Origin of the sequence: Microbacterium sp. UBA3486, assembly GCF_002377845.1 — a bacterium.
In the GTDB taxonomy this organism is placed as follows: domain Bacteria; phylum Actinomycetota; class Actinomycetes; order Actinomycetales; family Microbacteriaceae; genus Microbacterium; species Microbacterium maritypicum_A.
This window is the reverse complement of sequence record NZ_DFQP01000036.1, coordinates 21,944-42,993: the sequence shown is the minus strand read 5'-3', so window position 1 is coordinate 42,993 and position 21,050 is coordinate 21,944. Positions and strand designations below refer to the sequence as shown.

Annotated in this window: 31 protein-coding genes and 1 pseudogene; 2 read left to right on the top strand and 30 right to left on the bottom strand. The window is 66.5% G+C overall.

The genetic code is table 11. The annotated features are described in order from the left end of the window. The 5 genes and pseudogenes from B2869_RS04625 to B2869_RS04605 form a co-directional block, all read right to left on the bottom strand. A pseudogene (locus B2869_RS04625) lies at positions 1–194 on the bottom strand (class F sortase); the annotation flags it as partial. Between the two features lie 70 nt (positions 195–264). Beyond that, positions 265–1,062 carry a sulfite exporter TauE/SafE family protein gene (locus B2869_RS04620; RefSeq protein ID WP_017829181.1) on the bottom strand — a complete coding sequence of 266 codons (798 nt, stop codon included), beginning with the start codon at positions 1,060–1,062 and terminating at the stop codon, positions 265–267. Positions 1,063–1,111: 49 nt separating this feature from the next. Beyond that, positions 1,112–2,659, bottom strand: a complete 1,548-nt coding sequence (locus B2869_RS04615; RefSeq protein ID WP_292763266.1) for a tripartite tricarboxylate transporter permease — start codon at positions 2,657–2,659, stop codon at positions 1,112–1,114. Next, complete coding sequence (locus B2869_RS04610; RefSeq protein ID WP_021201106.1) at positions 2,659–3,228, bottom strand: tripartite tricarboxylate transporter TctB family protein; 570 nt, start codon at positions 3,226–3,228, stop codon at positions 2,659–2,661. Before B2869_RS04610 ends, B2869_RS04615 begins: the two co-directional genes overlap by 1 nt. A gap of 1 nt (position 3,229) precedes the next feature. Further along, positions 3,230–4,249 (bottom strand): Bug family tripartite tricarboxylate transporter substrate binding protein, encoded by a 1,020-nt coding sequence (locus B2869_RS04605; RefSeq protein WP_292763263.1) that lies wholly within the window; start codon positions 4,247–4,249, stop codon positions 3,230–3,232. Positions 4,250–4,412: 163 nt separating this feature from the next. Here B2869_RS04605 and B2869_RS04600 point away from each other — a divergent pair, with 163 nt between their 5' ends. Further along, positions 4,413–5,633: a PAS domain-containing protein gene (locus tag B2869_RS04600; RefSeq protein WP_292763261.1), complete on the top strand. Its 1,221-nt coding sequence runs from the start codon at positions 4,413–4,415 to the stop codon at positions 5,631–5,633. A 91-nt stretch (positions 5,634–5,724) separates the two neighbouring features. Continuing rightward, positions 5,725–7,299, top strand: a complete 1,575-nt coding sequence (locus tag B2869_RS04595; protein ID WP_292763259.1) for an AMP-binding protein — start codon at positions 5,725–5,727, stop codon at positions 7,297–7,299. Between the two features lie 71 nt (positions 7,300–7,370). On the opposite strand, the gene rplQ is transcribed toward B2869_RS04595, so the two are convergent. From rplQ to rpsS, 25 genes are all read right to left on the bottom strand, one after another. Further along, the gene (rplQ, locus tag B2869_RS04590; protein WP_292763257.1) at positions 7,371–7,928 is read right to left on the bottom strand and encodes a 50S ribosomal protein L17; all 558 of its coding nucleotides are present in this window, start codon (positions 7,926–7,928) and stop codon (positions 7,371–7,373) included. A 33-nt stretch (positions 7,929–7,961) separates the two neighbouring features. Next, positions 7,962–8,951, bottom strand: a complete 990-nt coding sequence (locus B2869_RS04585; RefSeq protein WP_021201111.1) for a DNA-directed RNA polymerase subunit alpha — start codon at positions 8,949–8,951, stop codon at positions 7,962–7,964. Positions 8,952–9,085: 134 nt separating this feature from the next. Then, positions 9,086–9,484: a 30S ribosomal protein S11 gene (gene rpsK, locus B2869_RS04580; RefSeq protein WP_017829189.1), complete on the bottom strand. Its 399-nt coding sequence runs from the start codon at positions 9,482–9,484 to the stop codon at positions 9,086–9,088. Positions 9,485–9,515: 31 nt separating this feature from the next. After that, a complete protein-coding gene (rpsM, locus tag B2869_RS04575) occupies positions 9,516–9,890 on the bottom strand; it encodes a 30S ribosomal protein S13 (protein WP_017201568.1) in 375 nt (124 codons plus the stop codon). 178 nt (positions 9,891–10,068) lie between these two features. Beyond that, positions 10,069–10,185, bottom strand: coding sequence for a 50S ribosomal protein L36 (rpmJ, locus tag B2869_RS04570; RefSeq protein ID WP_005050492.1), 117 nt, complete (start codon positions 10,183–10,185; stop codon positions 10,069–10,071). Positions 10,186–10,249: 64 nt separating this feature from the next. After that, positions 10,250–10,471, bottom strand: coding sequence for a translation initiation factor IF-1 (gene infA, locus B2869_RS04565; protein ID WP_017201569.1), 222 nt, complete (start codon positions 10,469–10,471; stop codon positions 10,250–10,252). 164 nt (positions 10,472–10,635) lie between these two features. Continuing rightward, entirely contained in the window at positions 10,636–11,304 is a 669-nt protein-coding gene (locus B2869_RS04560) for a DsbA family protein (RefSeq protein ID WP_021201112.1), read from the bottom strand. Further along, complete coding sequence (gene map / locus B2869_RS04555; RefSeq protein ID WP_292763252.1) at positions 11,304–12,155, bottom strand: type I methionyl aminopeptidase; 852 nt, start codon at positions 12,153–12,155, stop codon at positions 11,304–11,306. The genes B2869_RS04560 and map overlap by 1 nt, the downstream gene beginning before the upstream one ends. 1 nt (position 12,156) lies before the next feature. Further along, positions 12,157–12,762: an adenylate kinase gene (locus tag B2869_RS04550; protein ID WP_029267378.1), complete on the bottom strand. Its 606-nt coding sequence runs from the start codon at positions 12,760–12,762 to the stop codon at positions 12,157–12,159. Then, positions 12,759–14,081, bottom strand: coding sequence for a preprotein translocase subunit SecY (secY, locus tag B2869_RS04545; protein WP_292763250.1), 1,323 nt, complete (start codon positions 14,079–14,081; stop codon positions 12,759–12,761). The genes B2869_RS04550 and secY overlap by 4 nt, the downstream gene beginning before the upstream one ends. Before the next feature lie 183 nt (positions 14,082–14,264). Then, complete coding sequence (gene rplO / locus B2869_RS04540) at positions 14,265–14,900, bottom strand: 50S ribosomal protein L15 (RefSeq protein ID WP_021201116.1); 636 nt, start codon at positions 14,898–14,900, stop codon at positions 14,265–14,267. Beyond that, entirely contained in the window at positions 14,900–15,085 is a 186-nt protein-coding gene (gene rpmD / locus B2869_RS04535) for a 50S ribosomal protein L30 (RefSeq protein WP_017201575.1), read from the bottom strand. The genes rplO and rpmD overlap by 1 nt, the downstream gene beginning before the upstream one ends. Next, a complete protein-coding gene (gene rpsE / locus B2869_RS04530) occupies positions 15,085–15,762 on the bottom strand; it encodes a 30S ribosomal protein S5 (protein WP_017829196.1) in 678 nt (225 codons plus the stop codon). Before rpsE ends, rpmD begins: the two co-directional genes overlap by 1 nt. Positions 15,763–15,782: 20 nt before the next feature. Continuing rightward, on the bottom strand, positions 15,783–16,142 hold the full coding sequence (rplR, locus tag B2869_RS04525) for a 50S ribosomal protein L18 (RefSeq protein WP_017201578.1): 360 nt from the start codon (positions 16,140–16,142) through the stop codon (positions 15,783–15,785). Between the two features lie 2 nt (positions 16,143–16,144). Beyond that, positions 16,145–16,681 carry a 50S ribosomal protein L6 gene (gene rplF / locus B2869_RS04520; protein WP_017829197.1) on the bottom strand — a complete coding sequence of 179 codons (537 nt, stop codon included), beginning with the start codon at positions 16,679–16,681 and terminating at the stop codon, positions 16,145–16,147. Positions 16,682–16,687: 6 nt separating this feature from the next. Continuing rightward, on the bottom strand, positions 16,688–17,086 hold the full coding sequence (rpsH, locus tag B2869_RS04515; protein ID WP_021201117.1) for a 30S ribosomal protein S8: 399 nt from the start codon (positions 17,084–17,086) through the stop codon (positions 16,688–16,690). 132 nt (positions 17,087–17,218) lie between these two features. Then, positions 17,219–17,809, bottom strand: a complete 591-nt coding sequence (rplE, locus tag B2869_RS04510) for a 50S ribosomal protein L5 (RefSeq protein ID WP_021201118.1) — start codon at positions 17,807–17,809, stop codon at positions 17,219–17,221. Next, the gene (rplX, locus tag B2869_RS04505) at positions 17,809–18,168 is read right to left on the bottom strand and encodes a 50S ribosomal protein L24 (protein WP_021201119.1); all 360 of its coding nucleotides are present in this window, start codon (positions 18,166–18,168) and stop codon (positions 17,809–17,811) included. The genes rplE and rplX overlap by 1 nt, the downstream gene beginning before the upstream one ends. A gap of 2 nt (positions 18,169–18,170) precedes the next feature. Then, positions 18,171–18,539, bottom strand: coding sequence for a 50S ribosomal protein L14 (rplN, locus tag B2869_RS04500; protein ID WP_017201583.1), 369 nt, complete (start codon positions 18,537–18,539; stop codon positions 18,171–18,173). Beyond that, positions 18,536–18,868, bottom strand: a complete 333-nt coding sequence (gene rpsQ / locus B2869_RS04495) for a 30S ribosomal protein S17 (RefSeq protein WP_021201120.1) — start codon at positions 18,866–18,868, stop codon at positions 18,536–18,538. Before rpsQ ends, rplN begins: the two co-directional genes overlap by 4 nt. Next, positions 18,868–19,185: a 50S ribosomal protein L29 gene (rpmC, locus tag B2869_RS04490; protein ID WP_017829202.1), complete on the bottom strand. Its 318-nt coding sequence runs from the start codon at positions 19,183–19,185 to the stop codon at positions 18,868–18,870. The genes rpsQ and rpmC overlap by 1 nt, the downstream gene beginning before the upstream one ends. After that, entirely contained in the window at positions 19,185–19,604 is a 420-nt protein-coding gene (rplP, locus tag B2869_RS04485; RefSeq protein ID WP_017829203.1) for a 50S ribosomal protein L16, read from the bottom strand. The genes rpmC and rplP overlap by 1 nt, the downstream gene beginning before the upstream one ends. Further along, positions 19,604–20,359, bottom strand: a complete 756-nt coding sequence (gene rpsC, locus B2869_RS04480; RefSeq protein WP_017201587.1) for a 30S ribosomal protein S3 — start codon at positions 20,357–20,359, stop codon at positions 19,604–19,606. Before rpsC ends, rplP begins: the two co-directional genes overlap by 1 nt. Next, positions 20,359–20,757 (bottom strand): 50S ribosomal protein L22, encoded by a 399-nt coding sequence (rplV, locus tag B2869_RS04475; RefSeq protein WP_021201121.1) that lies wholly within the window; start codon positions 20,755–20,757, stop codon positions 20,359–20,361. Before rplV ends, rpsC begins: the two co-directional genes overlap by 1 nt. Next, on the bottom strand, positions 20,757–21,038 hold the full coding sequence (gene rpsS, locus B2869_RS04470; protein ID WP_017829205.1) for a 30S ribosomal protein S19: 282 nt from the start codon (positions 21,036–21,038) through the stop codon (positions 20,757–20,759). Before rpsS ends, rplV begins: the two co-directional genes overlap by 1 nt. Between the last annotated feature and the right edge of the window lie 12 nt (positions 21,039–21,050).

Sequence of the window (21,050 nt, the reverse complement as noted above, 5' to 3'; positions counted from 1 at the left end):
GCAGGCTCAGGTGCCGGCGCAGGCGCGGGCGCAGGCGCCTCGCTCGGCACCGGCGGCGCGAGCTGCACCGACACGGGTTCGGTAGGGATCCGCGGCGAGGGCGGCATCTGCGCCAGCACGACGCTTCCGACCGCGAAGGCGACCGGGATCGCGATCAGGGCGCCGGTGACGAGAAGGCGTCGTGGAGTGGACATGACCCCATGATGCCCGTCGATCATGATGGGCAGATGAGCCGTGGATGAAGATCCCTTCATCCGGATACGCTCAGGCCCGCTTGCGCCCTCTGACCGCCTTGATCGCCATCTGCACCGCGATCACGACCAGATATGCCGCGAACAGCATGTTGCCGAGAGTCGGATCGACGATCGTCGCCAACCATGCCCCGAGCGCCGTCGTCGTGCAGGCGGAGACGCCGATGAGCAGCGCGGCGAGCAGATCGACGTTGCGGTTGCGGAGGTTTCCCACGGTGCCCGAGATCGCCGTCGGGATCATCATGAGCAGCGACGTGCCCTTGGCGACCAGGTCGCTGGTGCCGAACGCCAGCATCAGCACGGGCACGACGATCACGCCGCCGCCGACGCCGATGAGCCCGGCGAGGATGCCGGTGCCGATGCCCACGCCGACGAGGGCGATACCTGTCAGCCAGGACAGTTCGAACGCGGCATCGCGCGAGGGGATGACCAGGAAGAGGCTCACGATCACGACCAGCAGGAAGCCGACGAAGCCCCAGCGCAGGGCGGTCTGCGAGATGCGCGGCAGCAGCCGTGTGCCGATCTGCGCACCCACCACGGCGCCGGCGGCGAGGATGATCGCGGGGATCCAGGCGACAGACCCGGTCGTGGCGTAGGAGATGACGCCGACGCTCGCCGTCGGCACGATCGCCGCGAGGGATGTCCCTGCCGCGAGGCGCTGATCGAAGTGCAGCAGGAGCACGAGAAGCGGAACGATGACCGTGCCACCGCCCACGCCGAAGAGTCCGGAGAGGAGGCCGGCGAGAAGGCCGATGCCGATGAACGCCGCATAGGCGCGAGGCCCTCGTGCGGGGGCCTGTACGTCACTCACCGGATCAGCCTACTCGCGGCCTCCTCCCCTCTCGAACCCGCGTCGCGGATCAGACCTCGGAGTCCGCCCTGATCGGCACCGCGATCGACGCGGTCAGCGCCTGCTCGTACCGGCGCTGGCGACGCCGCAACCAGAGTCCGCCGACGATCAGCAGGGCGAGCACCCCGTAGGCGATCGCCGCGAACGGCTGCATGACGAGCGTGCTCAGATCCCCCTGGCTCAGCTGCAGCGCCTTGCGCAGCTGCTCCTCGGCCATCGGCCCCAGGATCATGCCGACCACGAGCGGCGCGACCGGATAGCCGTACCGGCGCATGAAGTAGCCGAGGATGCCGACGATCAGCAGGATCACGATGTCCGACGGCGAACTGTGCAGTGCGTATGCCCCGAACACTGCGAACAGAAGGATGCCCGCGTACAGATACGGCCGCGGGATCTGCAGCAGCTTCACCCACATGCCCACGAGCGGCAGGTTGAGCACGATCAGGATCACGTTGCCGATGTAGAGGCTCGCGATGAGCGCCCACACCAGGTTCGACTGGCTCTCGAACAGCAGCGGTCCCGGTTGAATGCCGTACGACTGGAACGCCGTGAGGATGATCGCCGCAGTCGCCGTCGTCGGCAGGCCCAGCGTGAGCAGGGGCACCAGCACTCCGGCGGCCGCGGCGTTGTTCGCCGACTCCGGACCGGCGACGCCCTCGATCGCACCGCGTCCGAACTCGTCGCGGTGCTTCGACAGCTTGCGCTCGGTCGCATACGACAGGAACGTGGCGACGTCCGCGCCGCCGGCGGGGATCGTGCCGATCGGGAAGCCGATCGCCGTGCCGCGCAGCCACGGCTTCCAGGACCTCCGCCAGTCGGACCTCGTCATCCACGAGCGCCACCCGCGAGTCACGGGGATCACGTCGACCCCGCCGTGCCGCAACCGGGCGGCGATGTAGAACGTCTCCCCGACCGCGAACAGGCCGACGGCGACCAGCACGATGTCGACGCCGTCGGACAGCGCCGGGAGCCCCAGCGTGTAGCGCTGCTGGCCGGAGAGCCAATCGGTGCCGACCAGCCCGAGGAACAGGCCGACGCCGAGCGAGAGCATGCCGCGCCAGATCGAGCTGCCGATCAGCGCGCCGACCGTGATGAACGCGATGACGATGAGGGCCACGTAGTCGGCGGGCCCGAGGTTCACGGCGAACTGCGCGAGCAGCGGTGCGAGCAGCGTGAGGCCCAGCGTCGCCAGGGTGCCGGCGATGAAGGACCCGATGGCGGCGGTGGCGAGCGCGGCAGCGCCCCGCCCCATCCTGGCCATCTTGTTGCCCTCGATCGCTGTGACTATCGAGGCCGACTCCCCCGGTGTGTTCAGGAGGATGCTCGTCGTCGAGCCGCCGTACATGCCGCCGTAGTAGATGCCCGCGAACGTGATCAACGCCGCTGCGGGGTCGAGCGTGTAGGTGAGGGGAAGCAGCAGCGCCACCGTCATCGCGGGGCCGATGCCCGGGAGCACACCGACCGCGGTGCCGACGAAGACGCCGAGGAAGGCGAAGGCGAGGTACTGCGGCTGCAGCGCGGTCGCGAAGCCCTCCAGGAGCAGGGTCCAACTGTCCATCAGAACATCCTTCCGAGCCAGCCGAGAGCAGGGCCCCAGGGCAGCGACAGGCCGAGCAGACCGCCGAAGACGACCTGGATCACGAGCGCGACCACGATGCCGATCAGGAACGCCATCCACCACCGCTTGGCGGCGAGCGACCACGCGACCCCGCCGAACAGCAGAGCGGCCGCCGGCGCCCACCCCAGCGGCTCGATCAGGAGCAGGTGCGCGACGACGAGACCGGCCAGCTTGGCGAGGGTGACCCAGTCGGTCGGCAGGCTCTCATCGATGTCCTCCGCCTCCTCCGCACCGCCGCGCTCCCCGCGCAGCACGCCGATGAGAACGGCGACGGCCGAGGCGAGCAGGATGACCGAGACGAAGATCGGGAAGACCGTCGGACCGGCCTTCATCCCGACGGGGACGTGGATCAGGAAGATGCCGACGACGGCGAAGACGCCGAGCGCGACCATGATTCCGGCGAACACGAGCTCGCCGAGGGGGACGGAGGGAGAGCGGCGTGCGGGTCGACCATCGTGGTCGACCCGCACCCCCTGCTCCTCGGTCCCCGATGAGGCGGGGACCGTCATGTCACTGCACCAGACCGATGTTCTTCAGCGTCGCCGTGACCTCTTCGATGTTCCCGGTGAGGAAGTCATCGAACTCCGCGCCGACCAGGAACGCGTCGGTCCATCCCTTGGTCTCCAGCTGCTCCGTCCACGCCTCGGATTCGTGCAGCTCGGTGATCACGCGCACCAGCTCGTCCTTCTCGCCGTCGGAGATGCCACCGGGGGCGATCACGCCGCGCCAGTTGGTCAGGACCACGTCGTACCCCTCCTCGGTGATGGTCGGGACATCCGGGAGCTGCGACACCGGCTGATCGCTCGAGACAGCCAGAGCCTTGAGCGCGCCGCTCTCGATGTGCTGCGCGAACTCGCCGACGCCCGAGATGCCCGCGGCGACCTTGCCGCCGATCAGCAGCGGAACGGCCTCGCCGCCGCCGGAGTTCGGCGTGTAGTTCAGCTTCTCGGCGATCTCGGCCCCGTCGAGTCCTGCTTCCTCGAGCATGAGACCGGCGAGGATGTGGTCGGCGCCGCCCGCCGAGCCGCCGGTGATCGTGACCGCCTGGCCGTTGTCGACGACGTCTTCGACGAGGTCTTCGAGCGTGTCGTACTTCGAGTCGGCCGGCACCACCACGACGAGCGGTTCGTCGGTGAGCCGGGCGATCGGTGTGGTGTCCTCGATCCGCACGGCCGAGGCGTTGGTCTCGACCGCTCCGACCATGACCAGGCCCATCACCATCAGCGTGTTCGGGTCCTTCTCGTTGGCGAGCTGGGCGAGGCCGACCGTGCCACCGGCACCGCCCACGTTGGTCACCGGGGCGGAGGCCACGAGGTCGTCCTGCGTGAGCACCTGCGACAGCGCCCGGCCCGTCTGATCCCATCCCCCACCGGGATCCGCCGGGACCACGATCGAGACGTCGGTGACGGTGGCGGTCTCTGCTTCCCCTCCACCGTCGTCGGTCGCTGCGCTGCCTCCCGCGCACGAGGTGAGTGTGAGGGCTGCGACCGCGGCCAGCCCGGCCAGGGTTGCGATGCGTGCGTTCTTCATGTGCGCTCCTCCTTGAGCGTTCGTGGTGCTGTGGCTCCACCCTGGAGCGGGAGCTGCGCCTGCTCCAGCTTCGGAAACCATTGGTCGGAGTTTCGGAACTATTGGTCACGAGCGTCTCTCCCGCCCGCTCGCACCGCACTCGCCGAAGGGCCAGAATGAGCAGGTGGCCTCGAAGATGACGCTCCGCGTGCAGTTGCTCGTGCTGCAGGCGCTGATCGTGTTCCTGGTGACCCTGGCGACCGGCATCGTGGCCGGCGCGTTCCAGGAGCAGGCTCTCCGCGAGGCGTACAAGGACCGGATGCAGGCCGTGGCCCAGTCGATCGCCGCGCTCCCGACGGTGCACGCGGCGTTCGACGATGCCGAGCCCTCCGCAGCCATCCAGCCGATCGCCGAGGTCATCCGCGAGGCCTCCGATCTCGCCTACGTCGTCGTCGCCAACGAAGACGGCATCCGCTACTCGCACCCGAATCCGGAGCGCATCGGCGAGAAGGTCTCCACCGACCCGTCGATCCCTCTCGCCGGCGAGATCTACGTCGGCACGCAGACCGGCACGCTCGGCACGTCGTGGCGGGTCAAGGTGCCCATCCGTGACGATGAGGGCGACGTTATCGGCACCGCATCCGTCGGGATTCTCGAGTCGGAGCTCAACGAGGAGTTCTCGGCCAATCTCGTCTGGCTGATCTCGGCGATGCTGGCGGCTGCTGTTCTCGGGGTGTTCGGCTCGGCGTGGGTGACCTCCATCATCCGGCGGCGCATCTACCGTCTCGAACCCCACCAGATCGCCGCTCTCGTGAAGAACCAGGAGACCACGCTGCACGGTCTGAGCGAAGGGGTCATCACGGTCGACGGCACCGGGCGGATCACGCTCGTCAACGACGCCGCCGCCCGATTCCTCGACAGGGATGCCGCCGATCTCGACGGCGAACCCGCCGCCGAGGTCCTGGGCACAGAGCTCGCCACGGTGCTCCGGCAGGGCGAGTCCGCCGGCCGGCCGGTGATCGTCGGGGCGCACGTGCTCGTCGCCCGCAGCACCGGAAGCGAGGCAGACGGCGAAGGCATCGGAGCGACGCTGTTGTTGCGCGATCACACCGAGTTGCACGACGTGGTGCGACGGGTCGAGGCCGCGGATGCGATCATCGCGTTCCGACAGCGACTCGGGCTCCCCAAGGGACTGAGCGCCGAGACGCTCGATCGTGTCTGCTCAGCTCTCGCCGCGCGCCCCGACGCTTCGGCGACCGAGATCGGCGACGACCTCGAGATCTCGCGCGTCAGCGCCCGCCGCTACCTCGAGCATCTCGCCGGCTCCGGCCGAGCGACCCGCACGCTCGACTACTCGACCAAGGGCCGCCCGAGTACCCGCTACCGGTCGAACGACGCCGTCTGAGGCCCGTCACCCCTGGGACGCAGTGCCATTGTGTGCGACACTGGATCGCATTCGACGTCGTCGTCAGCCTGCCCGGATCGAAGGAGATCTCATGGTTCGCAGTACCTATCCCGATGTGGAGATCCCCGAGGTCTCCATCCACGAGTTCCTGTTCGGCGATCTCTCCGAAGCCGAACTCGACACCATCGCCCTCGTCGACGGGATGAGCGGGGCGACCACCACCTACCGGCAGCTCGTCGGACAGATCGACCTTTTCGCCGGCGCCCTCGCGGCACGCGGAGTCGGGGTGGGCACCACTGTCGGCGTCCTCTGTCCGAACATCCCGGCCTTCGCCACCGTTTTCCACGGCATCCTCCGCGCGGGGGCGACGGCCACCACCATCAACTCCCTCTACACCGCCGACGAGATCGCGAACCAGCTCACCGACGCCGGAGCGACCTGGCTCGTGACGGTCTCCCCTCTGCTTCCCGGCGCACAGGCCGCCGCGGACAAGCTCGGGTTCGACGCCGACCACGTGATCGTTCTCGACGGCGCCGAGGGCCACCCGTCCCTCCCCGCGCTCCTCGGCGAAGGGCACCCCGCACCGCACGTGACATTCGACCCGGCGACCCATCTCGCCGTCCTCCCCTACTCCTCGGGAACGACCGGCCGCCCGAAGGGCGTCATGCTCACGCACCGCAACCTGGTGGCCAACGTGTCGCAGTGCCGTCCGGTCCTCGGCGTCGATGCCAGTGACCGGGTGCTCGCCGTCCTGCCCTTCTTCCACATCTACGGCATGACGGTACTGCTGAACTTCGCGCTGCGTCAACGGGCCGGGCTCGTCACGATGCCGAAGTTCGACCTCCCCGAGTTCCTGCGCATCATCGCCGAGCACCGCACCACCTGGGTGTTCGTCGCTCCCCCGATCGCGGTCGCGCTCGCGAAGCATCCGATCGTCGACCAGTACGACCTCTCCGCCGTGAAGGTGATCTTCTCCGGCGCCGCTCCTCTCGACGGCGCCCTGGCCTCGGCGGTGGCCAACCGCTTGGGGTGCATCGTGACCCAGGGGTACGGCATGACCGAGACCAGCCCCGCGGTCAACCTCATCTCCGAGGCACGCACCGACATCGACCGCTCGACCATCGGGCCCCTCGTGCCGAACACCGAAGCACGGCTCGTCGATCCCGATTCGGGCGAAGACGTCACAGTGCCGGCAGAGGGCGCGAGCGAGCCCGGCGAACTGTGGGTGCGGGGACCGCAGGTCATGGTCGGCTACCTCAACCGCCCGGACGCCACGGCAGAGATGCTCGATGCCGACGGCTGGCTGCACACCGGTGATGTCGCCACCGTCACCGATGAGGGCATCTACCGTATCGTCGACCGACTCAAGGAGCTCATCAAGTACAAGGGCTACCAGGTGGCTCCGGCCGTGCTGGAAGCCGTGCTGCTCGAGCATCCCTCCATCGCGGATGCCGCCGTGATCGGCGCACTCGATGAGGACGGCCAGGAGGTGCCCAAGGCCTTCGTCGTACGCCAGCCGGAAGCCGAACTCGATGCCGAGGCGGTCATGGCCCACGTCGCCTCGCATGTCGCGCCGCACGAGAAGGTACGCCAGGTGGAGTTCATCGATGTGATCCCCAAGTCGAGCTCGGGGAAGATCCTGCGCAAGGATCTGCGTACCCGCTGACGACGTCACCGGGTACACGAAGAAGCCCGCCATCCCTTTCGGGGTGGCGGGCTTCTTCGTGAGCGAAGTGCTTACTCGGACTTCTTCTCGACAGCGTCCTCGGCGGCAGCCTCGGCTGCTTCGCCCTCGGCCTGCGACTCGGCGCCGGCCTCGACGGTCTCGTCGGCGGGAGCCTCCTCAGCGGGAGCCTCCTCGACGACCTCACCCGGCTTCTCGGCCTTCTCGGCCTTCGGAGCAGCAGCCTTCTTGGTCGACTTCGCCTTCGGGGTGACGGGCTCGAGGACGAGCTCGATCACGGCCATAGGCGCGTTGTCGCCCTTGCGGTTGCCGACCTTCGTGATGCGGGTGTAGCCGCCCTCACGGTCAGCGACAAGCGGCGCGATCTCGGAGAACAGGACGTGCACGACTTCCTTGTCACCGATGACCGACAGCACGCGACGACGCGCGTGCAGGTCGCCACGCTTGGCGAAGGTGATCAGACGCTCGGCGAGCGGACGAAGGCGCTTGGCCTTGGTCTCGGTCGTCTTGATCGACTTGTGGGTGTAGAGCGCCGCCGCGAGGTTGGCAAGCATCAGGCGCTCGTGTGCGGGGCCGCCTCCGAGGCGGGGACCCTTAGTGGGCTTGGGCATAATCGTCTAACTCCTGGTCAGAAAGGTCGGGTATCAGAAGGACTCGTCTTCGCTGCCGCCGTAGAAGTGGGCGCCGTCGAAACCGGGCACCGAATCCTTGAGCGACAGACCGAGCGAGATGAGCTTGTCGCGCACCTCGTCGACCGACTTCTGGCCGAAATTGCGGATGTTCATGAGCTGCGTCTCCGACAGGGCGACGAGCTCAGAAACGGTGTTGATGCCCTCACGCTTCAGGCAGTTGTACGAGCGGACCGACAGGTCGAGGTCCTCGATCGGCATCGACAGCTCGCTGGAGTTCACTGCCTCCACCGGCGCCGGGCCGATCTCGATGCCCTCGGCCTCGACGTTCAGCTCGCGGGCGAGACCGAACAGCTCGGTGAGCGTCTTCGCAGCCGAAGCGACGGCGTCGCGGGGGCTGATGGCCGACTTGGTCTCGACGTCGAGGACGAGCTTGTCGAAGTCGGTGCGCTCCCCGGCACGGGTCGCGTCGACGCGGTAGCTGACCTTGAGGACCGGCGAGTAGATCGAGTCGATCGGGATCTGACCGGCCTCGGCGTACTCGTTGCGGTTCTGCGTCGCCGAGACGTAGCCACGGCCACGCTCGATGGTGAGCTCGAGCTCGAACTTCGCGGTGTCGTTCAGCGTCGCGATGACGAGCTCGGGGTTCTGCACCTCGACACCGGCCGGAGCCGAGATGTCAGCGGCGGTGACTTCGCCCGCACCGGTCTTGCGCAGGTACGCGGTGATGGGCTCATCGCGCTCCGACGAGACGACGAGCTGCTTGATGTTGAGGATGATCTCGGTGACATCCTCCTTCACGCCGGGGATGGTGCTGAACTCGTGCAGCACGCCGTCGATGCGAACGCTGGTGACAGCAGCACCGGGGATCGACGACAGCAGGCTGCGACGCAGCGCGTTGCCGATCGTGTAACCGAAGCCGGGCTCCAGAGGCTCGATGATGAACCGGCTACGGTTCTCGACGATCTTTTCCTCGGTCAGTGTGGGACGCTGTGCAATAAGCACTCTGTGTTCCTTTCGATCACATGCCCGCTATATGACATGTGGTGGGGTGAGGTTTTGAGTTGTGGAAGTCGATGCCCGCACGCGGGCGTCGAGCCGCTCAGACCACGAAGGGACCGAGCGGCTCGACACGCGAATCAGACGCGGCGACGCTTCGGCGGACGGCAGCCGTTGTGCGCCTGCGGGGTGACGTCCTGGATCGAACCCACCTCGAGGCCGGCGGCCTGCAGCGAGCGGATCGCGGTCTCGCGGCCGGAGCCCGGACCCTTCACGAGGACGTCGACCTTCTTGACGCCGTGCTCCGCAGCCTGGCGGGCAGCCGACTCGGCGGCCATGCCTGCGGCGTACGGGGTCGACTTGCGGGAGCCCTTGAAGCCCACGCCACCCGACGATGCCCAGGCGATGACGGCGCCGGACGGGTCGGTGATCGAGACGATCGTGTTGTTGAACGTCGACTTGATGTGGGCCTGGCCCAGCGCGATGTTCTTCTTTTCCTTGCGGCGCGGCTTGCGCGCGGCGGCCTTGGGTGCAGCCATGAAAGTGTTCTCCTAGTCCCTGGGGCCGCGCTTAGCGGGCCTTCTTCTTGCCTGCGACGGTGCGCTTCGGGCCCTTGCGGGTACGGGCGTTGGTCTTGGTGCGCTGACCACGGACCGGGAGACCACGACGGTGGCGGATGCCCTCGTAGGAGCCGATCTCGACCTTGCGGCGGATGTCTGCTGCAACCTCGCGGCGCAGGTCACCCTCCACCTTGTAGTTGCCTTCGATGTGGTCGCGGAGGGCGATCAGCTGGTCGTCGCTGAGGTCCTTCACGCGGATGCTCTCGTCGATGTCCGTCGCCTTGAGGATCTCGACCGAGCGGGTACGGCCGACGCCGTAGATGTAGGTAAGGGCGATCACCACGCGCTTGTCGCGCGGGATGTCAACGCCGGCAAGACGTGCCATGCGGTTCTCCTGGGTGTTGTGGAGGTGTGGAACAGGATCGGTGCCCGGGCCTCCGCCCCGAGGTGTCCCCCGCTTCCGCGAGTTCTGATCCTGCCGTTGTGTTTTCAGTTGTGAGATGTGCGTGAGCGATGCCGCGCAGCGCGGGCCCGTCGATCAGACCGGCGGGCCCGCCAGGGACTCAGCCCTGGCGCTGCTTGTGACGCGGGTTGCTCTTGCAGATCACCATGACGCGGCCGTGACGGCGGATCACCTTGCAGTGATCGCAGATGGGCTTGACGCTGGGGTTGACCTTCATGATGTTTCCTGTTCGCTGTCTTCGTACCGCCCCGGGCAGGGGCAGGCCGTTACTTCTCGACCGATCAGCGGTAGCGGTAGACGATACGGCCGCGGGTCAGGTCGTAGGGGCTGAGCTCCACGACCACACGGTCCTCGGGGATGATACGGATGTAGTTCTGCCGCATCTTGCCGGAGATCGTTGCAAGGACCTTGTGTCCGTTGCTGAGCTCAACGCGGAACATCGCGTTGGGCAGAGCCTCGGAGATCACGCCCTCGATCTCGATGACACCGTCTTTCTTAGCCATAGCCTCGCTGACGCTTCTGCAGATCGGTCGATCTGCGGTGGGTGATTGGTTTGTGGTGCTGCGCCGCCGGACACGCCGAATCAAGGCACAAAGCACCAAAGATCTATGTTAGACGCTCCGGAGCCATCCGGCAACTTGACGGCCAGGGCCGGGAAGCCGCCGGTTCAGCTGATCAGGTCGGTGAACTTCTTCAGGTCGGCCTGGTCCTGCAGGTTGAGGCGCGTGCCGTTGATGTCCACCGTCGGCGTGCCGGCGATCTCGTGGGACTTCGCCTGCGCCGCACCGAACTTGCGGTACGTCTCGTCGGTGATGCACGAGACCGCGTCGTCCGCACCGACCTGTGTCGCGAAGCCGGCCAGCTGGTCGTTCGTCAGACCTGTCGAGTTCTCCTCGGGCTGGTTCTCGAAGAGCGTCTTGGCGAAGTCGAGGTACAGGTCGGGGTTCGACTCGGCGACGCAGAACGCGGCACCTGCCGACCGCGAGGAGTACTCGGTGCCCTGCGAGAAGCGGTCGAGGATCGCGATCGGGTGGTACTCGAGCGTGATGCGGCCGTCGGCAGCCGCGGCTTCGAGCTGAGCACCGAACTGGTCCTCGAAGGTCTTGCAGACCGGGCACTGGAAGTCGACGAACACCGCGATGGTGTCTTCACCGTCGCCGAACGACACCGCACCGGTCTCGGAGTTGAAGGTGTCGTTGGCCTTCGGCGCCGCGCCGGGCGAGGTCGCCTGGTTGTTGAGGAACACCACGAGGCCACCGATCGCCACCAGCACCACGACCACGGCGATGGAGACGCCGATCGCGAACCAGTTGGTGTTGCTCTTCGCCGCTGCCATTACTTTCCGATCTCTCGAGGCTCGACCCCGAACGGGGCGAGTCCGGCTCTTCCACCATCGGGCGCAGTCAGCACCCAGATACCCCCATCATGCAGGGCGACGCTATGTTCCCAATGGGAGCCGTCCGTACCGTCGACCGTCGTGACGGTCCAGTCGTCCTCCTCGATGAAGGTCGCCTCCCCGCCGGCGGTGACCATCGGCTCGATCGCGAGCACCAGACCGGGCTTCACGTCTTCACCCCGGTCGGGCGTGCGGTAGTTGAAGACACTGGGGGCCTCGTGCATCTTGCGACCGATGCCGTGACCCACGTACTCGCGCAGGATGCCGTAGGGCTCGCCGGAGACCGCTGAGGGCCCCTGAGCCTCGATGTAGTCCTGGATGGCCGCACCGATCTCGTCGATCGACGACACGGACGCCATGGCGGCGATTCCCGCCCACATCGACCCCTCGGTCACGCGGGAGAGCTCTTCGCGCTGGGCGACGAGCTCCGGGCGCTCCGGGTCGGGCACGACGACCGTGATCGCGCTGTCGCCGTTCCACCCGCGGAACTGCGCACCGCAGTCGACCGACACGATGTCACCCGGCTGGAGCACCCGCTCCCCCGGGATCCCGTGGACGACCTGCTCGTTCACCGAGATGCAGGTCGTGTGGTGGTAGCCGCGCACCAGCTGGAAATTCGACTCGGCGCCGCGGGCGAGGATCGTGCGGTTCGCCACGGTGTCGAGTTCGAGGGTGGTGACGCCGGCCTTGATCAGGGGGCGGACGGCGTCCAGTGCCGCTGCCGTGATCAGCCCGGGCTCCACCATCGCCCGCAGCTGAGCCGGGGTCTTGTAGATCGACCGGCGGAACATCTCAGGAGGCGGAGGCCGCGAGACGCAGACCGCGCGCGGCCAGGGCCTCGGCGATACGCTCGGTGATCTCGTCGAGGGAGCCGACGCCGTCGATACGGTCGACGATGCCCTTGGCCCCGTAGACCTCGAGGATCGGGGCGGTCTCGCGCTCGTAGATGTCGAGGCGGTGGCCGATGGCCTCCGGGGTGTCGTCGGAGCGCCCCTGCTCGGTCGCACGGAGTGTCAGACGCTCCAGACTCTCCTCGCGCGGCACGTCGAGGAGGATGACGGCGTCGAGCGCCTGTCCCCGTTCGGCGAGGAACGACTCGAGGTGGGCGACCTGCGCGGTGTTGCGCGGGTAGCCGTCGAGCAGGAAGCCGTGAGCGGCATCGTCCTGTGACAGGCGGTCGCGCACGATCTCGCTCGTCAGCTCGTCCGGAACGAGGTCGCCCTTGTCGAGGATCGCCGTGACCTGCTGCCCGAGGGGCGTCCCCTCCTTGATGTTCGCCCGGAAGATGTCGCCGGTCGAGACGACCGGGATGCCGTAGGACTCGGCGATGCGCACGCCCTGCGTGCCCTTGCCGGAGCCCTGCGGGCCGACGATGAGAAGACGTGCGGATGCTGTCATCGGAGGAGCCCTTCATAGTGTCGCTGCTGCAGCTGCGCGTCGATCTGCTTGACCGTCTCGAGACCCACACCGACGATGATGAGGATCGAGGCGCCGCCGAACGGGAAGTTCTGGTTGGCGCCGACGGTGGCCAGAGCGATGAGCGGGATGAGCGCGATCAGACCGAGGTACAGGGAGCCGGGGAGCGTGATGCGGGTGAGCACGTAGTCGAGGTACTCGGCCGTCGGGCGGCCCGCGCGGATGCCGGGGATGAACCCGCCGTACTTCTTCATGTTGTCCGCGACCTCGACCGGGTTGAACGTGATCGCCACGTAGAAGTACGTGAACCCGATGATCAGCAGGAAGTACGCGGCCATGTACACCGGGCTGTTGCCCGACGTGAAGTTCGTCGTGATCCAGGTCACCCAGGCGGCCGGAGTCGATCCGTCCTGCGGGGTGTTGAACTGCGCGATGAGTGCCGGGATGTACAGGAGCGACGAGGCGAAGATCACGGGGATCACGCCCGCCATGTTCACCTTGATCGGGATGTAGGTGTTCGTGCCGCCGTAGGTGCGTCGACCCACCATGCGCTTGGCGTACTGCACCGGGATGCGTCGCTGGGATTGCTCGACGAACACGACGAGCCCCATCACGATGATCCCGACCAGCAGCACCAGCAGGAAGACCTCGAAGCCCTTGGTCTGCCAGATGAGACCCATGGCACCGGGGAACGTGGCGGCGATCGAGGTGAAGATGAGCAGCGACATGCCGTTGCCGATACCGCGCTCGGTGACGAGCTCGGCGAACCACATGATCAGGCCGGTACCGGCCGTCATCGCCATGATGATGAGCAACTGCGCCCACCACACGTCGTTCGTCAGCAGCTGCTGGCAGGCCGCGAGATCGGTCGTGCCGAAGAGCTGGCCGCTGCGGGCCACCGTGACGAGAGTCGTCGACTGGAGCAGCGCGAGGGCGATCGTGAGGTAACGCGTGTACTGGGTCAGACGGGCCTGGCCGGCCTGTCCTTCCTTGTGGAGCGCCTCGAAGTGCGGGATGACCACGCGCAGGAGCTGCGTGATGATCGTCGCGGTGATGTACGGCATGACGCCGAGCGCGAAGATCGACAGCTGCAGCAGCGCGCCGCCGGAGAAGAGGTTGACCAGTCCGAGCAGCCCATCGGTGCCCGCGTTGGCGGCAAGACACTCTTCGACGTTCGGGAAGTTCACGAACGGCGCCGGGACGTTGGAGCCGAGCCGGTAGATCGCAACGATGGCGAGTGTGAAACCGATCTTCCGACGCAGGTCGGGGGTGCGGAAGATCCGCGCGATGGCGCTAAACAAGGACGTTCCTCCTGAAAAGGTTGCCGATTCCCGAAGGACGGCTGAAAGACCAGGGTAACGCAAACCGGGCTTCCCGGAATTCGCCACCGATACCAGGCCCGCCGGATGCGGCCCCAGAGCGAGGTCTCGGAGTGTGAAACCACAAGAGGGGCCGGAGAATCTCCGACCCCTCTTGCTAAGCGGTTACTTGACGGATCCGCCAGCCGCGACGATCTTCTGCTCGGCAGAACCCGAGACCTTGTCGACCGAAACGGTGAGCTTCACGGCGATGTCGCCGTTTCCGAGAACCTTGACCTTCTCGTTCTTGCGAACGGCACCCTTGGCGACCAGGTCGCCGATGGTGACATCGCCACCCTTCGGGTACAGCTCCGCGAGCTTCTCCAGGTTCACGACCTGGTACTCCACGCGGAACGGGTTCTTGAACCCGCGCAGCTTCGGGGTGCGCATGTGCAGCGGCATCTGCCCACCCTCGAAGCCGACGCGAACGGTGTTGCGCGCCTTGGTGCCCTTGGTTCCACGACCAGCGGTCTTACCCTTGGAGCCCTCACCACGGCCGACGCGAGTCTTGGCGGTGTTGGATCCGGGGACGGGACGCAGGTGGTGCACCTTCAGCACGCCGGGGCGGGACGCCGGAGCATCCTTCTTCGGCGCGGCCTTCTTGGCGGCCGGCTTCTTGGCAGCGCCCTCAGCCTTGGCGTCGGCGGCAGCGGTCTTGGCCGGAGCCTTCTTCGCGGCCGGCTTCTTCTCGGCGGCAGCCTTGGGAGCTGCAGCCTTCTTCGTGGCCTTCTCAGCCTCGACGGCCTCGTTCTTCTCAGCCATTAGTCGATCTCCTCAACCTTGACGAGGTGGGCGACGGTCTTGACGTAACCGCGCGTCTGCGCGTCGTCGGGGCGGACGGTGGTGTCACCGATCCGCTTCAGACCGAGGCTGCGCAGCGTGTCACGCTGGTTCTGCTTCTCGCTCACCTTGGACTTGATCTGCGTGACCTTCAGTCGCGCGGCCATCAGGCACCTACCTTCTGTGCGGCGATGGCCTCGGCCTCGGCGCGCACGAGGCGCGCAGGGGCGACCTGGTCGAACTCGAGGCCACGACGCGCGGCGACCGCACGAGGCTCCTCGAGCTGCTTCAGGGCGGTGACCGTCGCGTGCACGATGTTGATCGTGTTCGACGAGCCGAGCGACTTCGACAGCACGTCGTGGATACCGGCGCACTCGAGCACGGCGCGGACCGGACCACCGGCGATGACACCGGTACCGGCAGCGGCCGGACGGAGCAGGACCACACCAGCGGCCGCCTCACCCTGCACGGGGTGCGGGATGGTGCTGCCGACGCGCGGAACGCGGAAGAAGTTGCGCTTGGCCTCTTCGACACCCTTCGAGATCGCCAGAGGGACCTCGCGGGCCTTGCCGTAGCCGACGCCGACCAGACCGTTGCCGTCACCGACGACCACGAGGGCGGTGAAGCTGAAGCGACGACCACCCTTCACGACCTTCGAGACGCGGTTGATGGTGACGACGCGCTCCAGGAACTGGTTGTCGCCACGGTCACGGGAGTTGCGGTCACGGCCGCCACCCTGGTTGCGGTCACGACCGCCGCGGCGGCCATCACGCGAATCGCGAGCCGGCTCAGCCTGCGTGGTGCCGGCAGCCGTCTCGGAAGTGGCAGCAGCCGCTTCGGTCACTTCGTTCTCCTTGTTGTCACTCACAGTGCCAGACCCCCCTCGCGGGCGCCGTCGGCGATGGCGGCGACACGACCGGCGTAGCGGTTGCCGCCACGGTCGAACACTGCCTCGGAAACGCCGGCAGCCTTCGCACGCTCGGCGAGAAGCTCGCCGACCTTGCGGGCCTTGGCGGTCTTGTCACCCTCGAGCGAGCGCAGGTCGGTCTCGAGCGTCGAAGCCGACGCCACGGTGTGACCCTTGCTGTCGTCGACCAGCTGCACGAAGACGTGGCGGGCCGAGCGGTTGACGACGAGACGCGGACGCGCCTCGGTGCCGACGACCTTCTTGCGAAGGCGGGCGTGACGACGCGCGCGGGCGTCAGACTTTGACTTGAGAGCCATGGTTACTTACCACTCTTTCCGGCCTTGCGACGCACGTTCTCGCCGGCGTAGCGCACACCCTTGCCCTTGTACGGCTCGGGCTTGCGGATCTTGCGGATGTTGGCAGCTGCCTCGCCGACAGCCTGCTTGTCGATCCCGCTGACGGTGAGCTTGGTGGTGCCCTCGACCGTGAGCGTGATGCCGGCGGGCGGGTCGATCAGGACCGGGTGCGAGAAGCCGAGGGCGAACTCGACCGAGCTGCCCTTCTGCTGCACGCGGTAACCGGTGCCGACGACCTCGAGACCCTTGGTGTAGCCCTGGGTCACGCCGATGATGTTGTTGTTGATGAGCGTGCGGGTCAGGCCGTGAAGCGACCGCGACTCGCGCTCGTCGTCGGGACGGGAGACCAGAACCTGGTTCTCCTCGACCGCGACCTCGATGGGGCTGGCCACCGTGAGGGTGAGTTCACCCTTGGGGCCCTTCACCGCGACCTCGCGGCCGTCGACCGAAACGGTCACGCCCGCGGGAACGTCGATGGGAAGTCGTCCAATACGCGACATTTCGAATTACCACACGTAGGCGAGAACTTCTCCGCCCACGCCCTTCTGCTCTGCCTGACGGTCGGTGAGAAGACCGGAGGAGGTGGACAGGATCGCCACGCCAAGGCCGCCGAGGACCGTGGGAAGCTCGGTCGACTTCGCGTAGACGCGGAGACCGGGCTTCGAGACGCGCTTGATGCCAGCGATGGAGCGCTCACGGTTGGGACCGTACTTCAGCGTCAGCGTGAGGTTCTGTCCGACGCGGGCGTCAGAGGTCTCCCAGCCGGCGATGTAGCCCTCCTGCTGGAGGATCTGAGCGATGTGCGTCTTGAGCTTGCTCGACGGCAGGGTCACGGAATCGTGGTGCGCCGAGTTCGCGTTGCGCAGACGGGTCAGCAGATCTGCGACCGGGTCTGTCATTGTCATTGTTGATTTCCTTTGTTCATGAGGTTCCGGCTGCCGTTACACGACAGACGGCCTGCGATGACACGCAATTTTCAATTGTACGTGCACATCGACGGGCTCAGTGACATGAGACCACTGAGCCCGTCGAGGGTGTTACGCCTGTGCGTCTTCCGAGCGGAACGGGAAGCCGAGGTGACGGAGCAGTGCCCGGCCCTCTTCATCCGTCTTCGCGGTGGTGACGACGGTGATGTCGAAACCGCGAACCCGGTCGATCTTGTCCTGATCGATCTCGTGGAACACGCTCTGCTCCTGGAGACCGAAGGTGTAGTTGCCGTTGCCGTCGAACTGCTTGCCCGAGAGACCGCGGAAGTCGCGGATACGGGGCAGTGCGAGCGAGACGAGGCGATCCACGAACTCCCACGCGCGGTCACCGCGGAGGGTGACGTGCGCGCCGATGGCCTGCCCCTCGCGCAGCTTGAACTGCGCGATGGACTTGCGAGCCTTCGTGACGATCGGCTTCTGGCCGGTGATCTTGGTGAGATCGTCGACCGCTCCATCGATCACCTTGCTGTCGCGAGCTGCCTCGCCGACACCGGTGTTCACGACGACCTTGACCAGTCCGGGGATCTGCATGACGTTCGCGTAACCGAACTCGTCCTGCATCGCCTTCTTGATCTCGGTGTTGTACTTCTGCTTCAGGCGCGGCTGGATCTTGCCAGCCGGCGCGGCAGTGTCGGTGCTCATCAGAGGTCCTTACCGCTCTTCTTCGCGTAGCGCACGCGGACGGTGCGCTTGACGCCGTCCTTGGTCTGCTCCTCGACCCGGTGGCCGACCTTGGTCGGCTTCTTGGTCGAAGGGTCGACGAGTGCGACGTTCGAGATGTGGATGGAGGCTTCGACGGTCTCGATGCCTCCGGTCTTGGTGCCACGCTGCGTCTGGCCGACGCGGGTGTGCTTGGTGACGTAGTTCACGCCTTCGACGATGACGCGGTTCTTGTCGGAAAGGACGTCGAGGACCTTGCCCTGCTTGCCGCGGTCGCCGCCACGCTCCTGCGTGGCACCGGTGATGACCTGAACCAGGTCACCCTTCTTGATCTTCGCCATGATTAGATGACCTCCGGCGCCAGCGAGACGATCTTCATGAACTTCTTGTCGCGAAGCTCACGACCGACCGGCCCGAAGATACGGGTGCCGCGGGGCTCCCCGTCGTTCTTCAGGATCACTGCGGCGTTCTCGTCGAACTTGATGTAGGAGCCGTCCGGACGACGGACCTCCTTCTTGGTGCGGACGATGACCGCCTTGACGACATCGCCCTTCTTGACGTTGCCACCGGGGATCGCGTCCTTGACGGTCGCGACGATGGTGTCGCCGAGTCCCGCGTAACGGCGCTTCGAGCCACCGAGAACACGGATGGTGAGCAGCTCCTTGGCGCCGGTGTTGTCGGCGACCTTGAGTCGGGATTCCTGCTGGATCACTTGGCCTTCTCCAGAATCTCCACCAGGCGCCAGCGCTTCGTGGCGCTCAGCGGGCGGGTCTCGTTGATCAGGACCAGGTCGCCGATGCCGGCGGAGTTCGCCTCATCGTGCGCCTTGACCTTCGAGGTGCGGCGGATGACCTTGCCGTAAAGCGGGTGCTTCACGCGGTCCTCGACCTCGACCACGATGGTCTTGTCCATCTTGTCGCTGACGACGTAGCCGCGACGTGCCTTGCGGTAACCGCGGGCAGCGGAGTCGCGGACGTCGTGCTCGGACGACTCGTGTCCTGCGGCCTGCGTCTCCACAGTCGCTTCCTTCTTGGTGGCCATCACTCAGCCTCTTCCTTCACGGCGTCGTCGGCGGAGTCCGCCTTCTTCGCCTTCGACTTGGTCGCCTTCTTGGCCGGAGCCTCGACCGGAGCAGGCGTCGCACGGATGCCCAGCTCGCGTTCGCGGATCACGGTGTAGAGGCGCGCGATGTCGCGCTTGACGGCGCGGATGCGGCCGTGGCTCTCCAGCTGGCCGGTGGCCGACTGGAAACGGAGGTTGAACAGCTCCTCCTTGGCCTTGCGCAGCTCCTCGACGAGGCGCTGGTCTTCGAATGTGTCGAGCTCTGCCGGGGCGAGCTCCTTGGTGCCGATCGCCATTACGCGTCGCCCTCCTCGCGCTTGATGATGCGTGCCTTGAGCGGCAGCTTGTGAATTGCACGGGTCAGAGCTTCGCGTGCGAGCTCCTCGTCGACACCCGCGACCTCGAAGAGGACACGGCCCGGCTTGACGTTGGCGACCCACCACTCGGGGGAACCCTTACCGGAACCCATGCGGGTTTCGGCAGGCTTCTTCGTGAGCGGACGGTCGGGGTAGATGTTGATCCACACCTTTCCACCACGCTTGATGTGACGGGTCATCGCGATACGAGCGGACTCGATCTGACGGTTCGTCACGTAAGCGGGCGTGAGGGCCTGGATACCGTACTCGCCGAAGGAGACCTTCGTGCCGCCGGTGGCCTGACCCGAGCGACCCGGGTGGTGCTGCTTGCGGAACTTGACCTTACGGGGGATGAGCATTATGCCGACGCTCCTTCTGCGACAGGTGCCTCGTTGCGCGGGGCACGGCGGCGGTCGCCACCACGGTCGTCACGACGAGCCTTGGGTGCGTTGGCCTGCTCGCGAGCGAGCTCCTTCGCGGTCAGGTCGCCCTTGTAGATCCAGACCTTCACGCCGATGCGGCCGAAGGTGGTCTTCGCCTCGTAGAAGCCGTAGTCGATGTTCGCGCGCAGCGTGTGCAGCGGCACACGACCCTCGCGGTAGAACTCCGAACGGCTCATCTCGGCGCCGCCGAGGCGGCCGGAGACCTGGATGCGGATGCCCTTGGCGCCGGCGCGCTGCGCGCCCTGCAGACCCTTGCGCATCGCACGACGGAACGCCACACGAGCAGAGAGCTGCTCGGCGATGCCCTGTGCGACCAGCTGAGCGTCGGCCTCGGGGTTCTTGACCTCGAGGATGTTCAGCTGGATCTGCTTGCCCGAGAGCTTCTCGAGGTCGCCACGGATGCGCTCGGCCTCGGCCCCACGACGACCGATCACGATGCCCGGACGGGCGGTGTGGATGTCGACGCGGACGCGGTCACGGGTGCGCTCGATCTCGATGTTCGAGACACCGGCGCGGTCGAGCTGCGTCTTGAGCAGGTTACGGATCTTGATGTCTTCGGCGACGTAGTCGGCGTAGCGCTGACCCGGCTTCGTCGAGTCAGAGAACCAACGCGAGACGTGGTCCGTCGTGATGCCGAGACGGAAGCCGTACGGGTTTACCTTCTGTCCCATTACTTGCTCGCCTTCTTGTTGCTGTCGCCCGTGGCGGCCGGAGCTGCCTCAGGCGTCGAGAGCACGACCGTGATGTGGCTCGTGCGCTTCTTGATCTGGAAAGCGCGACCCTGAGCACGGGGCTGGAAACGCTTGAGCGTGGTGCCCTCGTCGACGTACGCGTTGGCCACGTACAGGTCCTGCTCGTCGAGGAACTCGCCGTCGCGATCCGCCTTCACCTGCGCGTTGGCCATGGCCGACGCGACAAGCTTGTAGATCGGTTCGCTGGCGCTCTGCTGTGCGAACTTGAGGATCGCGAGAGCTTCCTGTGCCTGCTTGCCCTTGATGAGCGCGACGACACGACGAGCCTTCTGAGGGGTCACGCGGATGTGTCGCACGCGTGCGATCGATTCGACCATTAGCGGCGCCGCCCCTTCTTGTCGTCCTTCTCGTGGCCGCGGAAGGTGCGGGTGGGCGCGAACTCGCCCAACTTGTGACCGACCATGGTCTCGGACACGAACACAGGGATGTGCTTGCGTCCGTCGTGGACCGCGATCGTGTGACCCAGCATGGCCGGGATGATCATGGACCGACGGGACCAGGTCTTGATGACGTTCTTGGTGCCGGCTTCGTTCTGCACGACCACCTTGCGAAGCAGGTGATCGTCGACGAAGGGGCCCTTCTTAAGACTGCGAGGCATCTTCTCTTACTC